This is a genomic window from Halorubrum sp. PV6 (assembly GCF_003990725.2).
GTDB lineage: Archaea > Halobacteriota > Halobacteria > Halobacteriales > Haloferacaceae > Halorubrum.
This window is the reverse complement of record NZ_CP030064.1, coordinates 2,448,433-2,461,547: the sequence shown is the minus strand read 5'-3', so window position 1 is coordinate 2,461,547 and position 13,115 is coordinate 2,448,433. Positions and strand designations below refer to the sequence as shown.

At 67.8% G+C, this 13,115-nt stretch carries 17 protein-coding genes; 4 read left to right on the top strand and 13 right to left on the bottom strand.

Features of this window, described 5'->3' with window-relative positions; translation table 11 throughout:
• Window positions 1–74: 74 nt before the first annotated feature.
• Together DOS48_RS26285 and DOS48_RS26280 are read left to right on the top strand one after the other, a co-directional pair.
• Window positions 75–329 carry a sulfurtransferase TusA family protein gene (locus tag DOS48_RS26285; RefSeq protein WP_127118548.1) on the top strand — a complete coding sequence of 85 codons (255 nt, stop codon included), beginning with the start codon at window positions 75–77 and terminating at the stop codon, window positions 327–329.
• A 1-nt stretch (window position 330) separates the two neighbouring features.
• On the top strand, window positions 331–918 hold the full coding sequence (locus DOS48_RS26280) for a DsrE/DsrF/DrsH-like family protein (protein ID WP_127118547.1): 588 nt from the start codon (window positions 331–333) through the stop codon (window positions 916–918).
• A gap of 6 nt (window positions 919–924) precedes the next feature.
• On the opposite strand, the gene DOS48_RS26275 is transcribed toward DOS48_RS26280, so the two are convergent.
• From DOS48_RS26275 to DOS48_RS26235, 9 genes are all read right to left on the bottom strand, one after another.
• Window positions 925–1,929: a Gfo/Idh/MocA family protein gene (locus DOS48_RS26275; protein ID WP_127118546.1), complete on the bottom strand. Its 1,005-nt coding sequence runs from the start codon at window positions 1,927–1,929 to the stop codon at window positions 925–927.
• Window positions 1,930–2,059: 130 nt separating this feature from the next.
• The gene (locus DOS48_RS26270; protein ID WP_127118545.1) at window positions 2,060–2,740 is read right to left on the bottom strand and encodes a DUF1641 domain-containing protein; all 681 of its coding nucleotides are present in this window, start codon (window positions 2,738–2,740) and stop codon (window positions 2,060–2,062) included.
• A 1-nt stretch (window position 2,741) separates the two neighbouring features.
• The gene (locus DOS48_RS26265) at window positions 2,742–3,887 is read right to left on the bottom strand and encodes an NAD(P)/FAD-dependent oxidoreductase (RefSeq protein ID WP_127118544.1); all 1,146 of its coding nucleotides are present in this window, start codon (window positions 3,885–3,887) and stop codon (window positions 2,742–2,744) included.
• Between the two features lies 1 nt (window position 3,888).
• Window positions 3,889–4,131 carry a sulfurtransferase TusA family protein gene (locus tag DOS48_RS26260; RefSeq protein WP_127118543.1) on the bottom strand — a complete coding sequence of 81 codons (243 nt, stop codon included), beginning with the start codon at window positions 4,129–4,131 and terminating at the stop codon, window positions 3,889–3,891.
• Between the two features lie 159 nt (window positions 4,132–4,290).
• Window positions 4,291–4,542, bottom strand: a complete 252-nt coding sequence (locus tag DOS48_RS26255) for a hypothetical protein (RefSeq protein WP_127118542.1) — start codon at window positions 4,540–4,542, stop codon at window positions 4,291–4,293.
• Between the two features lie 74 nt (window positions 4,543–4,616).
• Window positions 4,617–4,832, bottom strand: a complete 216-nt coding sequence (locus tag DOS48_RS26250) for a CbaC protein (protein ID WP_127118541.1) — start codon at window positions 4,830–4,832, stop codon at window positions 4,617–4,619.
• A complete protein-coding gene (locus DOS48_RS26245; RefSeq protein ID WP_127118540.1) occupies window positions 4,829–6,619 on the bottom strand; it encodes a b(o/a)3-type cytochrome-c oxidase subunit 1 in 1,791 nt (596 codons plus the stop codon). Before DOS48_RS26245 ends, DOS48_RS26250 begins: the two co-directional genes overlap by 4 nt.
• Window positions 6,616–7,131 (bottom strand): cytochrome c oxidase subunit II, encoded by a 516-nt coding sequence (locus tag DOS48_RS26240; RefSeq protein ID WP_127118539.1) that lies wholly within the window; start codon window positions 7,129–7,131, stop codon window positions 6,616–6,618. The genes DOS48_RS26245 and DOS48_RS26240 overlap by 4 nt, the downstream gene beginning before the upstream one ends.
• A gap of 7 nt (window positions 7,132–7,138) precedes the next feature.
• Window positions 7,139–7,315, bottom strand: a complete 177-nt coding sequence (locus DOS48_RS26235; RefSeq protein ID WP_168654266.1) for a hypothetical protein — start codon at window positions 7,313–7,315, stop codon at window positions 7,139–7,141.
• A gap of 97 nt (window positions 7,316–7,412) precedes the next feature.
• Here DOS48_RS26235 and DOS48_RS26230 point away from each other — a divergent pair, with 97 nt between their 5' ends.
• Together DOS48_RS26230 and DOS48_RS26225 are read left to right on the top strand one after the other, a co-directional pair.
• On the top strand, window positions 7,413–7,613 hold the full coding sequence (locus DOS48_RS26230; protein ID WP_127118538.1) for a hypothetical protein: 201 nt from the start codon (window positions 7,413–7,415) through the stop codon (window positions 7,611–7,613).
• A gap of 123 nt (window positions 7,614–7,736) precedes the next feature.
• Window positions 7,737–10,193 (top strand): heavy metal translocating P-type ATPase, encoded by a 2,457-nt coding sequence (locus DOS48_RS26225; RefSeq protein ID WP_127118537.1) that lies wholly within the window; start codon window positions 7,737–7,739, stop codon window positions 10,191–10,193.
• Between the two features lie 72 nt (window positions 10,194–10,265).
• Here the strand turns inward: DOS48_RS26225 and DOS48_RS26220 are convergent, their stop codons facing one another.
• The 4 genes from DOS48_RS26220 to DOS48_RS26205 all read right to left on the bottom strand — a co-directional run bounded on the left by DOS48_RS26220 (window position 10,266) and on the right by DOS48_RS26205 (window position 13,063).
• Window positions 10,266–10,508, bottom strand: coding sequence for a SelT/SelW/SelH family protein (locus tag DOS48_RS26220; RefSeq protein ID WP_127118536.1), 243 nt, complete (start codon window positions 10,506–10,508; stop codon window positions 10,266–10,268).
• Between the two features lie 91 nt (window positions 10,509–10,599).
• Window positions 10,600–12,003 carry a heme o synthase gene (locus tag DOS48_RS26215; RefSeq protein ID WP_127118535.1) on the bottom strand — a complete coding sequence of 468 codons (1,404 nt, stop codon included), beginning with the start codon at window positions 12,001–12,003 and terminating at the stop codon, window positions 10,600–10,602.
• Window positions 12,004–12,092: 89 nt separating this feature from the next.
• On the bottom strand, window positions 12,093–12,545 hold the full coding sequence (locus DOS48_RS26210) for an adenylyltransferase/cytidyltransferase family protein (RefSeq protein WP_193309383.1): 453 nt from the start codon (window positions 12,543–12,545) through the stop codon (window positions 12,093–12,095).
• The gene (locus DOS48_RS26205; protein ID WP_127118533.1) at window positions 12,542–13,063 is read right to left on the bottom strand and encodes a Mov34/MPN/PAD-1 family protein; all 522 of its coding nucleotides are present in this window, start codon (window positions 13,061–13,063) and stop codon (window positions 12,542–12,544) included. Before DOS48_RS26205 ends, DOS48_RS26210 begins: the two co-directional genes overlap by 4 nt.
• Window positions 13,064–13,115: the final 52 nt, after the last annotated feature.

Here is a 13,115-nt window from a genome sequence, read left to right as displayed (position 1 = left end):
CAACCACAAGCATCGACACACTTATACTGGCCGACCCAGTATTGTGTATTAGCCCCAACACGGGGGATCTACCAATGAGTACTGAAACCGCATCCGAGACGCTGGACGTGAAAGGACAGAACTGCCCGATGCCCGTCATCAAGACGAAAGGCGCGTTCGACGACCTTCCCGTCGGCGAGACGCTCGAAATCGTCTCCACCGACTCCGGAAGCATGAGCGACATCGGCGGCTGGGCGGAGTCGACCGAGGGCGCCGAGCTCGTCGACCAGCAGGAGGCGACCGAGGGCGGACAGGACGTGTACAAACACTACGTCCGGAAGACCGAGTGAGATGAGCACGGACACTCCGGCGTCGCCTCCCGACGACCTCGACCCCGAAGCCGTCGCCGACCTGCAGGCTCGCATCGAAGCGCTCGAAACCGAGGTGTCGGACCTCCAGTCGGAGGTCGACGATAGTGGCCCGCAGAAGATGGTGATCATCGCCACCAAGGGCACGCTCGACATGGCGTACCCGCCGCTCATCCTCGCGAGCACCGCCGCCGCGTTCGGTTACGACGTCACCCTCTTCCACACGTTCTGGGGACTTGAGATCCTCCACGAGGAGAACTCGAAGAACCTCCAGCTCAGCTCCGTGGGGAACCCGAACATGCCCGTCCCGAACGCGATCGCCGCGCTCCCCGGCATGGATCGGATGACCACGCGCATGATGCGCAACAAGATCGACGACAACGACGTCGCGTCGATCGAAGAACTCATCGAGACCTCGCTCGCCAGCGGCGTCGAGCTACAGGCGTGTCAGATGACGATCGACCTCCTCGGCTACGACGAGGACGACTTCTACGACGGCGTTACGACCGGCGTCGGCGCTGCCTCCGCGTTCCAAGACATGGTCGACGCGGACATCCAACTGCTCGTCTGACCCGGTTTATACGTCCTCGACCGCGACCGACTCATTTCTCTCGGCGCTCCGGTCTAACGCGTCGATAACTCGCATGTTCGCGACCGCCTCCGCCCCGTCCGTCAGGGGCGCCTCGCCGGCGGCGACTCGGTCGGCGAAATGCTCCACCTGCCGGCGGTACTGGTCGACCGGCTCGAACGTCTCGACGCCTCGCCGGCCGTCGATCCGGTAGGTGACCTCGACCGGCTCGTCCGCGGGAGCGTCGAACGCCTGCTCAACTACGATCCACCCGTTGGTCGCGTCGATCCGGTAGCGCTGGATCAACTGCGTGTCGAAGCCGGAGGCGACCCGAGCCGACCGCCCGTCGGCGTACTCCAAGACGCCCGCCAACTCGGTGTCGACCCCGACGCCGCGGGTGTCGTTCGTGTGCGCATACGCCCGGTCGGGCTCTCCGAGAACCGTCCTGACGAGCGAGATGGGGTAACACCCGACGTCCATCAGCGACCCGCCGCCGGGGCTGTCGTTCAGGCGCACGTCGCCGGGCCGGTCGTACAGCGGGAATCGGAAGGTGGCGGTCACCGTCCGAACGTCGGTGAGTTCGTGCTCGACCAGTTCGAGGACGCGTTCGGTCCGGGGGTGGTACCGATACATGAACCCCTCCATCAGCGTGACTCCGCGGTCCTCGCAGTGGGCGACCACCTCGCGGGCCTCCGCCGCGTCGACGGCCAAGGGCTTCTCACAGAGCACGTCGAGCCCCGCGTCGGCCGCCCGCCTCGTCCACTCGGCGTGGTGTTCGTTGGGGAGCGGAACGTACACCGCGTCGAGTCCGTCGTCTTCGAGCAGCGACTCGTACGCCCCGTAGCTGCGCGGAATCCCGTGTTCGGCGGCGAACCGCTCCGCGCGGGCGCCGTCACGAGAGGCGACGGCGCCGACCGCGTGCTGGCTCGCTCGAATCGCCGGAATGACGGCCTTCTTCGCGATGTTCGCCGTCCCGAGGACGCCGAACGTGAGTGTCTTGTCAGTCGGTGACATGTTCCTGCCGACGCTCGGGGTGATCAAAAAGTCGGGTGGTTCGCCGACGCGGGTTCCGTTCGTCCGCCTCGTGGTCGCGTTCGTCCGCCTCGTGGTCGCGCTCCTCGCGGTCGGTGCTGTCGATCCTCCCTTACGACTCGTCTCCGATGTCCGTTCGCGCTCTCCCGATCGCTTTCGAAATCGCGAGGACGTAGCCGAGCCCGTACTGGATCTCCGGGTCGCGAATGCCGCGCGCCAGCCCGAGCGCGCCCACCGGTTCCGGGTCGCTCCGTTGGGCGGCACCGACCCCGGAAAGCAGCGTCTTCAGCCCGTCGCGCGTGTCGTCGTCCGCGGCCGTGTCCGCCACCTCACCGAGCCCGGAGCCGGTCTTCGCCAGCGAGCGAACCATCTCGTCGTCGAGCGCGGCGGTGGCGAGCGACCCCACCTCGGCGAGTTCGGCGAGTTCGTCTAAGGTCCCGCTCCGCTGGAGCGTGATCAGCGTCTCCATCGCCGCCTGTAACTCCGTCCCGTTGCTTCCCACGGTCTCGGCGAGCGCGACGGTCTCGTCCGTCGCGAGGCCGTCCGCCGACTCCGCGAGCGTCGAGGCCGTGCCCGCGAGTTCGACGACCATCTCGTCCGTGAGCGCGTTCTCGCCGAGCGCGACCACGTCGAGGAACTCGTTGACCGCGCCGAGCCGGTCGACGAACGCCGCGACCGCCTCGGGGTTCTCGGCGACGATCGCTTCGAGCTCGTCGCGGTCCAGGTCCTCGGCGCTTCGCGGCTCCTCTTCCGACTCGTCGGGGCCTTCCGTCTCGGTGCTGTTGGCCGTCATCTCAGAGCAACCCCCGTGCGGTGAGCCAGTAGGACTCGTTGTACGCCAGCTTCGACCAGTGGAGCTTCTGTGACGGCGGCGCGGGCGACGGCGGGTTCTGGTAGTCGAACTCGACGAACGAGGCGGCGTCCATCCCGGTCTCGATGAAACAGAGCGTCTTCCCGTCGTAGGTCGCGGTCGCCGGCCGCCCGCGGATCTCGCTTTCGAGCCGCTGTGCCAGGACGCCCGCCTGGTAGTGGGCGACGCTGCCGGCCTTCGGGACGCCCGTCGTCGCGGCGTCGCCGAGCGCGTACACGTCGTCGGCCGCCTCGGCCTCCAAGGTGTGTTTGTCGACGTCGACCCACCCGCGGTCGCCGAGGTCGGCGTCCGCGACCACGTCGACCCCGCGGTGCGGGGGGATCGCGGCCAACAGGTCGTAGTCGAGTTCGGTCCCCTCCATCGAGGTGATCGTCTTCGCCTCCGGATCGACCGACTCGGCGTTGAAGAACGTCTCCGTGTTGATGTCCCGCTCCGCCATTATCGGGTCCGCCCACTCGCCGATGTGGGGGTTTCCGTGGACGCGGTTGATCGGGTACGTGTAGGTGATATCGATGTCGTCGCGGAGCCCGCGCTCGCGGAACCAGTCGTCCGCCATGAACGCGAACTCCAACGGCGCCGCCGGACACATGTGGGGCGTTCCGATGACGCTCACCACGAGGTGCCCCTCGGTCATCGAGAGCAGTTCGTCTCTGAGCGCGAGCGCGCCCTCCTCCGAGTAGTAGTCGTGGCCCCCCTCCGCGAGCCCCGGGATCTCGTCGGCGGCGAGCGTCGAGCCCGTGGCGACGACGAGGTAGTCGTAATCGAGCGGGCTGGCGGCGTCGCGGAGCGCGAGCGACTTCGCGTCCGCGTCGATATCGGTCACGCGGTCGATCGTGAGGTCGATCCGGTCGTCGACGAGGTCGGCGAGCGGTCGGCGGCCGTCGGCCGGCTCGCGCTGTCCGAACGGCACGTACAGCCACACGGGCTTGTACACGTGGTCCGGACCGTCGTTGAGGAGCGTCACCTCGACGTCGCCGTCGTCGATTTCCGGGGCGAGCCGCTCCGCGAGGTTGTTCGCGAGCACCGCCCCGCCGGTCCCCCCGCCGAGGATGGCGATTCGGTCCGTCATCTCACGCGACCTCCACGTAGAAGCCGTAGTGGTCGTCCGCCTCGTCGACTTCGAGCAGTTCGTTGTCGGTCTCGCCGACCCACTCTCTGACGTCGGTCAGCGACTGGTCGTTGTCACTTAAAAGGAGGATCACGTCTCCCGAGCCTGCGGACCGAACGCGACCGATGAGGTCCATCAGCGGTCCGGGGCAGGCGGCTCCGCGGGCGTCGACGGTATCCGTGGGTTCGATATCGGTGGTGGACATGCGTACAGTACACTCTTTCGGCCCCACGGATTTAATATTGTATGTTAATTCCAATATAAAGAACGAGTGCTGCGAATTTATATACTCTCTCGCCTGAGGCGCCTCTACGTCCGTTCTTCGCGCGTCTCAGCCGCTCCGCGAGCGCAGACGCCGGCGGCGCTACGGCTCTCGCTCCGGCGGCGCCGGGTTCACGAGCGGTGAGTCGTCGTTCGCGCACTCGGGTCGACCGCAGACGCCGGCGTCAGCGCCGGCCTTCGAAACGCCCGCATCGAGCGACTCGATGGTCCACGCGACGTCGTGGCCGGCCGCCGACTCGTGGTCGTCGACGGCGAGTCGCGCGTCTCGAAGCGTGTCGTGCGTCGTCGTCAACGAACAGTCGCAACACCGAACCGTGACGCGCGTCGTGCCCATGCTTCTGTCTTGTACCGAGAAGGCATAACTGGCGCGGTCGAGAGAACCGAAATCGCAGGAAAAGACGGCGGCCGTTACGCGGGCTTGTCGCGCTCGGGCTCGGTCCGCCACCCGCCTTTCAGCGTGATGATCCAAACCGTCAGCCCGGCGAGGATGAAGACCGCGGCCATATACGGGATCAGCGGGAGTTCGACCCCGACGAAGTCGAGGACGGTCCGCATCTCGTAGATGATCACGCCGAAGATGGCGAGCGTCACGAAGAGCCCGCCGCGGGTCACGTCCACGCTCATTTGACCACCTCGACGAGCGCGGCCGACGCGTCGCCGACCGCACCGATCGCGATCGTCGCGCTGTTCGCGAGCGCGTCGAACAGGGGCGTGAGCCACACCGGATACGTGCCGACGCCCGGTCCGAGCAGCCCGCCGCGGTTGATGATCGCGGCGATCGGGAGCGCGTACGCGAGCACGACGAGCGTGAGCGCGATGCCCACCCACAGACGGAGGTTATCCAGCACTTCCGGAGAGTCGGTCGGTCCGGACAGCGCCGGCGGCAGCGACTCGGCGAGCCCGGAGACCTTCGGGTTCCCCATCGTCAACAGGAGGTTCCCGATGAAGAGGATCGTCGAGACGAAAAGCAGCGTCCCGCCGATCGCGATCTGGATGTTGAGCTCCTCGAACCCGCCGAACATCGTCGCGTAGTCGAACCCGGAGTACTCCGGCTCCGCGGTCCGGCGCGGGACGCCCATGATCCCCTGTGCGTGCATCGCGTTCGACATCAGCGCCATCCCGATGAACCACACGACGACCTGCACCAAGCCGATGGTCCGGCTGTAGATCGGCTTGTTGGAGATCTGCGGCCAGATCCAGTAGGTCGCGGCCATGAACGTGAGCGCGACCGCGGTCCCCACGGTGAGGTGGAAGTGGCCCGGCACCCAGATGGTGTTGTGGATCATGTAGTTGATGTTCATCCCGGCGTTCACCATGCCGGAGAAGCCGCCGGCGGCGAACATCAGTCCCGCGAGCATCATGCCCGTGAACTCCGGTTTCCGCCACGGGAGATCGGTGAGCCAACCGAGGAGACCGCTACCGCCGCGCTGGCGGGCGCCGTACTCGACGCTCGCCACGACGGTGAAGGCGGTGAGCAGACTCGGGAGCAGGAGGAACATCGTGTTCGTCATCGAGATGAACTTGAACCCCTCCGCGATCCCCGGATCGAGGTACTGGTGGTGGATCCCGACGGGGGTCGAAAGCAGGAGGAACAGCACGAACACGACGCGCGCGAGCGGGTCGCTGAACAGCCGCCCGCCGGCGATCTTCGGCAGCACGGTGTACCACAGCATGTACGCCGGCATCAGCCAGAAGTACACGACCGGGTGACCGAAGAACCAGAACAGCGTCCGGGTCAGCGTCGGATTCACCTGATCGATGAAGCCGAGCGACCACGGCAGGAGGAAGAGGAGCACGGAGGCTGCCACCGCCGAGGACGCGATGTACCACATCGCCATCGTGGTCAACACCATGAACGTCTGCAGCGGGATGCGCTCGTCGGGGTGTTCGCGCCGCCACGCGAGGAACGTCCGGAACCAGTCGGCGCCGGCGATCCACGACCCGACGATGAACACGGCGAGCCCCGTGTAAAACAGCGGGTGCGCCTGCAGCGGCGCGTAGAACGTGTACAGGACGTCCGCGCTCATGTCGATCGAATCGACGAAGCCGGCGAGAATCGAGATGCCGGTCATCGTCATCCCGCCCGACATGATCAGGTACCACGTCCAGGTTATTTTGGTGTTCACGAGCGGTCGATCCAGGCTTCGAACGATGGCCCAGGTGAACAGGCCCACGAGGAAGAAGACGGTGAAGCTGATCACCAGGAACACCCCGTGAGCGGTCAACACGGTGTAGTAGTCGGTCGACGGGATGATCCGCGCCACGTCGGTCCGGTGGAGGGTCTGGATGATGCCGAAGATGGCACCCAAGATCAGCGCTAAGAAAGACCCGAGGAACGACGATCGGACGATGCGCGCCTCGTCGGGGAACTTGTCGACGAAGGACTGTTCGGCTTCGATGGCTTCGCTCATGCGTCCTCACCTCCGCTGTTCCGCGATTCGAACTCCGACTGGCTGACGACGTTCACTTTCCCTTCCATGACGTGGTGGCCGGCGCCGCAGTACTCGTTACAGAGGAGTCCGTACTCCTGTTCCCCGTCGACTTCGACGGTGATCTCGGCGACCTCGCCGGGGACCACCATCGTGTTCGCGTTCGTCCCGGCGACCTCGAAGCCGTGGATCACGTCCCGAGAGGTGACGTAGAACGTCACCGTGCTATCTTCGGGGACGACGATCGGATTCGGCTCGAATCCGAACTGGTAGGCGACGACGTACGCGGCGTAGTGATTCTCACCGACCTGTTCGACGCGCGGCTCGGAGAAGCGCTCGTCCTCGTCGAGCCCGCCGGCGTCGATCGGCTGCTCGCTGTCGGCGACCATCGCCACGCCCGGACCGACGGCGCCGTACGTGACCGAACCGATGAGCAGCAGGATGAGCAGAATCGATGCGGCGAGCCAGAGTTTTTCGTATGCGTGAATGTGCATCTCGATATTACCCCACGACGACCAGATCCCGGCCGAGGAACTCGATGTAGTAGATGTACACCCACGCGAGTACGAGGATCGCGAAGTATATCGCGATCAACGTGAGCGTCCCGATCGGGTCGAACTCTTCTGTGTCTCCGCCCACGTCCTCCGACGACGCGTGCGCGGTCTCGTTGCTTCCCATAGAGGTCGTTATTCGGTCGGAGGCATATAATTCACACCCGTTCTCGGAGCCTGAAAACACGGATCTTATATATGTTCGTGCGACCGTTGGTTACGCCATGAACTTCTCCATCCAGAAAGCGGTTCTCCTCGTGCTCGGCGGGCTCGTCCCCGCCGCGGTGTTCATCGCTGACCGAGCCGAACTGTACGTCGCGATCACGTTAGTGAACGTCCTGCTCATCTGGGCCAGCCTCCGGATCGCGACCGGCGGCAGTCTGCCGGGATTCAGCGGCGAGACGGCCGACCCCGAACAGGCGTAATCGAAGCGTGCACGGCTCCGGTCGACCGGCGACGCGCGGCCGGACCGACGACGAACCTCGACACGGCCGACGACCGGGCAGCACGTAGTGCGGTGCCGGCCGCCCGTGCGGACGCGATCACCCATGTCATCCTGTACACTCTGTGACCTGCCGACCGGGGACGACCCGCACACAGCCCCAGACGTCGACGGCGAGTTCTGCTGTCGCGGCTGTCTCGCCGTCTCGCGCTCGCTCGACGACGCCGAGGGGCTCGACGACGTCGAACAGCGCCGGCCGGCCGCCGAACCCGACGAAGCGTTCGACGGCGAGACGACGTTCCTGCACGTCGACGGCATGCACTGTGCGACCTGCGAGTCGTTCCTCGAAATGACCGCGGGCGAACAGCCCGGCGTCGCGGCCGCGGAGGCGAGCTACGCCACCGACACGATCCGGGTCGACTACGACCCCGACGCCGTCACGCCCGACGAACTCCCGGACCGGCTGTCGGTCGCCGGGTACACCGCCAGCAGCCGCGCCGACCCCGAGGGGTCGAGCGACGACGCCGTCGTGCGGTTCCTGATCGGCGGCGGCTTCTTCGGGATGATGGCGATGCTGTGGTACGTCGTCTTCCTGTATCCCACCTACTTCGGTTACGAGCCCTTCCTCGATCTGGGCGGCATCTCCGGACTGTACCTGTTCACGCAGGTGTGGGTGTTCGCCTCGATCGTCCTCTTTTATACGGGCTTCCCCATCTTGCGGGGGGCGTACGTGAGCCTCCGCGCCAGACAGCCCAACATGGATCTGTTGGTGTCGCTCGCGGCGGTGAGCTCCTACTCGTACAGCACCCTCGCGATGTTCCTCGGCCGGACCGACCTGTACTTCGACGTGACGATCGCGGTCATCCTCGTGGTCACCGCCGGCAACCACTACGAGTCGCTGATCAAGCGGCGAGCAACGGGCGCCCTCTCGGAGCTGACCACCGCGACCGACCGCGACGTCCGAACCGAGGCGGGCGAGACGATCGCCGCCGACGCCGTCGAGCCGGGCGATCGGCTGCTCGTGCGCCCCGGCGAGCGCGTCCCGTTCGACGGCACCGTCGTCGACGGGACGGCCGCCGTCGACGAGGCGCTCGTCACCGGCGAGTCGCTCCCGGCCACGAAACGCGAGGGCGACGCGGTCCGCGGCGGCACCGTCGTCACCGACGCGCCGGTCGTCGTTGAGGTCGGCGAGGACGCGGAGAGCACGCTCGACACGCTCGTGCGGCTGCTCTGGGAGATCCAAAGCTCGCGGTCGGGCATCCAGCGGCTCGTCGACAAGCTGGCGACGGTGTTCGTCCCGCTTGTCATCGCCGTCGCCGTCGTCGCCTCCGGAGCGACCCTCGCGCTCGGCGCCGCGCCCGTCGAAGCGGCGCTCGTGGGGCTCACGGTGCTCATCGTCTCGTGTCCCTGCGCGCTCGGGCTCGCGACGCCCCTCGCGGTCGCGGCCGGGATCCGCGACGCGGCGCAGCGGGGGATCGTGGTCGTCTCCGACGCCGTCTTCGAGGAGGCCACCGACGTGGACACGGTCGTCCTCGACAAGACCGGCACGCTCACCGACGGCGAGATGCGCCTTCTCGACACCCGGACCGACGGAACGGACCCGGAGACCGTCAGAAAGCGGGCCGCGGCGCTCGAACGCGCCTCGGTTCACCCGATCGCGGAGGCGATCGTCGCCGGGGTCTACGGAGACGAACCCGCGGCGGACGCGCCGGAGCGCGACCGCGCGGCGACCGACGGCGGGACGACGGCCGACGGCTCAGCACCGGTCGACGCCAACGCGGCGACCGGGGACGCCCCGACCGCCGGCCCCGACGACTCGCTCTCCGTCGCGGACGTGACGGTGACGGATAAGGGCGTCTCCGGGCGGATCGACGGCGACGAGGTCGTCGTCGGGCATCGCTCGCTGGTCGACGGCGAGGAGTGGACGGTCGCCGAATCGCTCGAAGGCGTCGGCACCGAGGCCCGTAACGCGGGTCGCGTCCCGGTGTACGTCGGCTGGAACGGGGTCGTCACGGGCGTCCTCGTCGTCGGCGACGAGGTCCGCGACGGCTGGGAGCCGGTCGTCACGGCCCTCGCCTCGGACGGGCGGCGCGTCGTCGTCCTCACCGGCGACTCCCCCGCGGCGGCCCAGCAGTTCGCGGACCATCCGGCCATCGACGAGACGTTCGCGGAGGTCCCGCCGGAGGCGAAAGCCGAGACGGTCCGCCGGCTGACCGCCACCGAGCGCGTCGCGATGGTCGGCGACGGGAGCAACGACGCCCCCGCGCTCGCCGCGGCCGACATCGGCATCTCCGTCGCCAGCGGGACAGACCTGGCCGCGGACGCCGCGGACGCCGTCCTGCTCGAAGACCGGCTCTCGGCGATCCCGGAACTGTTCGCGGTCACGCACGGCACGAACCGCCGCCTCAAGCAGAACCTCGGCTGGGCGTTCGTCTACAACGCGGTCGCCATCCCGATGGCGGTCTCCGGCGTCCTCAACCCGCTGTTCGCGGCGGTCGCGATGGCGGCGAGCAGCATCCTCGTGGTGTCGAACTCCGCGCGGCCCGTTTATAAGGAGTCGTGACGAGCCGCGTGTCGACTGCCTCAGTTTATAAATAGCGTCGAAAATCGCCGTCGTTCGGTCGCCGAGCGCCCGCTACGCCGCCGCGCCGACGTACGGCCTGACGGCGCGCACGATGGCGTCGACGTCGTACTCGTCTTCCGTCTTGTCGAAGACGACCTCGCCGTCGGCGCGAACGACGAACACGCCGTCGTCGCCGGTGACGAGCGCGACCTCGTCGACCTGCTCGCCGAACTGTTTGAGGATCGCCTCCGAGACGGCTTGCGCGCGATTCAACATGCCGCACGGGACGCAGTACTCGACTTCGACGCGTGTCATGTACCCCGTCGTACGCGGTGAACGGTATTTATACCGGGCGACTGGTGCGTTATCGAGGACGCGGGGGTCGGCCCCTCCGGACCGACCGGGCTCAGACCACCAGCGCGTCGAAGACGACGGCGAACAACAGGAGGCCGAGGTACGCGTTCGACGCGTGGAACGCGCGGAACGCCGCCGCCTCGGTCTGCTCGTAGTGGAGCCGAACGACGTACCAGAGGAAGACGGCGCCCACTGCGACGCCGACGACGGCGTAGAGCGCGCCCAGCGGCTCGGCGACCGCCGCGAGCGCGACCGCCGCCACGAGCGTCGCGCCGAGGTACCAGACGATGTGCCGGCGCGTCGTCGTCTCGCCGCGCACGACGGGCATCATCGGGAAGCCGCCGCGCTCGTAGTCGTCCTTGTAGGCCAACGCGAGGTTGTAGAAGTGCGCGGGCGTCCACAGGAAGATGACCAAGGCGAGCAGCAGCCCGCCGCCGCCGACCTCGCCGGTCACCGCGGCCCACCCGATGAGCGCCGGGAGCGCGCCCGCGGCGCCGCCGATGACCGTGTTCTGGACCGTGTTCGGCTTCAAGATGAGCGTGTACACGACGCTGTAGAACACGATGGCGACCAGTCCGAGCGCCGCCGTCAGCGGGTTCACGGTCCAGAACAACCCCAGCGAGACGACCGTGAGGAGGCCGCCGAACGCGAGCGCGTTGGGCACCGGCACGAGGTCGGTCGCCAGCGGGCGGTCGTTCGTGCGCTGCATCCGCTTGTCCACGTCGCGTTCGAGGACGTGGTTGAACGTGCCGGAGGCGCCGATGGAGAGCGCGCCGCCGACGAGCGTCGCGGCCACGACGGGCGGCGTGAACCCCCTGCCGCCCGCCAGCGCCATCGCGGCGGCGGCGACGAGACAGAGGAGCCACATCAGCCGCGGCTTCATGAGCCGGAAGTACGCCGCGGCCGTCGCCCGCAAGCGTGGGACCGTGGCCGTCGGCACGTCCGGATCCGGGGCGTCCTCGACCGGCGGGAGGTCGTCGGTTCCGGACTCGAAGTCGACCGGGGCGTCGTCCGGGTCGCCCGTCTCGGCCTCCAGCCACCACGCGAGCCCGGCGAGGACGGCCGCGAAGATGGCCACGCCGAGGAGGAGGTGAACGGAGCCGAGCGCGGCCGGGAGCCCGCCGACCGCGACGAGCGCGCCGACGCCCGCCTGTGCCGGGTACACGAGCAGCGCCCCGGTGAGTGCGGCTCGGATCCGGCGGCTCGCCCCGTCTCGCCACGCGAGCGCCGCGGACAGCGCGACGAGCGCGCCCACGACGACCGCGAGCAGCCGGTGACCGAGCGCTATCCACCCGTCGCTCTCGGTGGGCAGCGCGGTCCCGTCTCCGCAGGCCGGCCAGCCGGCGCAGGCCGTCGCCGCCTCGGTGAGCGAGGTCGTCGCGCCGACGACGATGAGCAGGTAGACGCCCATCGCCGCCGCCACGAGAACCGCGGGGAATCGATCGGGTATCGTCACTTGCTTTCCGTTAGGCACCGACCCATATAGGTTCCGCGCTTCGCCGTATTCCGCTCGTTCGCCTCGCGTCGCGGGGGGCGAACGACGCCTCACTCCGTCCGTCCTTCACCGTCGGTGCCGCGCCGTTTCAACACCCGATCGACGATGTCGCCGCTGGAGAGCAGCTCGTCTTCGTGGCGGGGTTCGCGGCCCGTGGCGCGCTCGACGCGACAGTCGATGCCGCGGTCGGCGAGCGCGTTCGCGATGTCGGTCTCGTCGTGGTGCTGGTCGAATCCCAACACGATCACGTCGGGGTCGATCCGCTCGATGGGAACGAACACGTCCTCGGGGTCGCCGAGGTGCGCTTCGTCGACCACGTCGAGGGCGGCGACCATGTCGCGGCGCTGCGCCCCGGCGAGGATGGGTGCGGGCTTGTGGGTGACGTTGGTGGGCCGAGCGACGATGGCGTGCAGCTCGTCGCCGTACGTCGCTGCGTCCGTCAGGTAGTGGACGTGGCCGGGGTGGAGCAGGTCGAAGGTCCCCTGCGCGACGACCCGCGTCATCGAAACCACGAGAGGAAGCCGCCGTCGTCCCGTCGCTCCTCGCCGATCTCACGGTCGATGTCTTCCTGCGTGAAATCGAAGAAGTGCTCGTCGGGAACCGCCACGTCGAGCACGTCGAGCGTCGTCTGATTCCCCTCGTTGTCGAAGGCCTTCCAGTCGCCCCACCCGTACGGGGCGCCGGCGATGATGTGGACCTGCCCCTGCCCGAACGTCGCGAGGTCGGCGTCGCTCGGCCGGAGCACGCCGTTCGGGTGGGAGTGAACCGAGCCGACCGACCGCATGTCGTTCGGCTTCATCTGGGTGCGGACGGTAGCGCTCGTCGGGTTCGACGTCGTCCCCGGAATGACGAGCACGTCGGTGATAACCTGTCCGTCCCGGTCGAGGCCGAGCGTCCGGGCGTCGTCCGTGCGGAGAAACCCCATGTACTCGTTGGGGTGGGTCTCCTCGCTCGCCTCGAGGACGAACTCCAATGTCTCTCGGGCGATCCCGAGGAGTTCGTCCGAGCGGAACAGTCGCATATTCGAGCGGAGGAACCGTCGCCCCATATGGATTCCGGACCGCGGGACCGAC

Coding starts and splice junctions, on each gene's coding strand:
- DOS48_RS26285 (WP_127118548.1), top strand. CDS start 75: ATGAGTACTGAAACCGCATCCGAGACGCTGGACGTGAAAGGACAGAAC.
- DOS48_RS26280 (WP_127118547.1), top strand. CDS start 331: ATGAGCACGGACACTCCGGCGTCGCCTCCCGACGACCTCGACCCCGAA.
- DOS48_RS26275 (WP_127118546.1), bottom strand. CDS start 1,929: ATGTCACCGACTGACAAGACACTCACGTTCGGCGTCCTCGGGACGGCG.
- DOS48_RS26270 (WP_127118545.1), bottom strand. CDS start 2,740: ATGACGGCCAACAGCACCGAGACGGAAGGCCCCGACGAGTCGGAAGAG.
- DOS48_RS26265 (WP_127118544.1), bottom strand. CDS start 3,887: ATGACGGACCGAATCGCCATCCTCGGCGGGGGGACCGGCGGGGCGGTG.
- DOS48_RS26260 (WP_127118543.1), bottom strand. CDS start 4,131: ATGTCCACCACCGATATCGAACCCACGGATACCGTCGACGCCCGCGGA.
- DOS48_RS26255 (WP_127118542.1), bottom strand. CDS start 4,542: ATGGGCACGACGCGCGTCACGGTTCGGTGTTGCGACTGTTCGTTGACG.
- DOS48_RS26250 (WP_127118541.1), bottom strand. CDS start 4,832: ATGAGCGTGGACGTGACCCGCGGCGGGCTCTTCGTGACGCTCGCCATC.
- DOS48_RS26245 (WP_127118540.1), bottom strand. CDS start 6,619: ATGAGCGAAGCCATCGAAGCCGAACAGTCCTTCGTCGACAAGTTCCCC.
- DOS48_RS26240 (WP_127118539.1), bottom strand. CDS start 7,131: ATGCACATTCACGCATACGAAAAACTCTGGCTCGCCGCATCGATTCTG.
- DOS48_RS26235 (WP_168654266.1), bottom strand. CDS start 7,315: ATGGGAAGCAACGAGACCGCGCACGCGTCGTCGGAGGACGTGGGCGGA.
- DOS48_RS26230 (WP_127118538.1), top strand. CDS start 7,413: ATGAACTTCTCCATCCAGAAAGCGGTTCTCCTCGTGCTCGGCGGGCTC.
- DOS48_RS26225 (WP_127118537.1), top strand. CDS start 7,737: ATGTCATCCTGTACACTCTGTGACCTGCCGACCGGGGACGACCCGCAC.
- DOS48_RS26220 (WP_127118536.1), bottom strand. CDS start 10,508: ATGACACGCGTCGAAGTCGAGTACTGCGTCCCGTGCGGCATGTTGAAT.
- DOS48_RS26210 (WP_193309383.1), bottom strand. CDS start 12,545: ATGACGCGGGTCGTCGCGCAGGGGACCTTCGACCTGCTCCACCCCGGC.
- DOS48_RS26205 (WP_127118533.1), bottom strand. CDS start 13,063: ATGCGACTGTTCCGCTCGGACGAACTCCTCGGGATCGCCCGAGAGACA.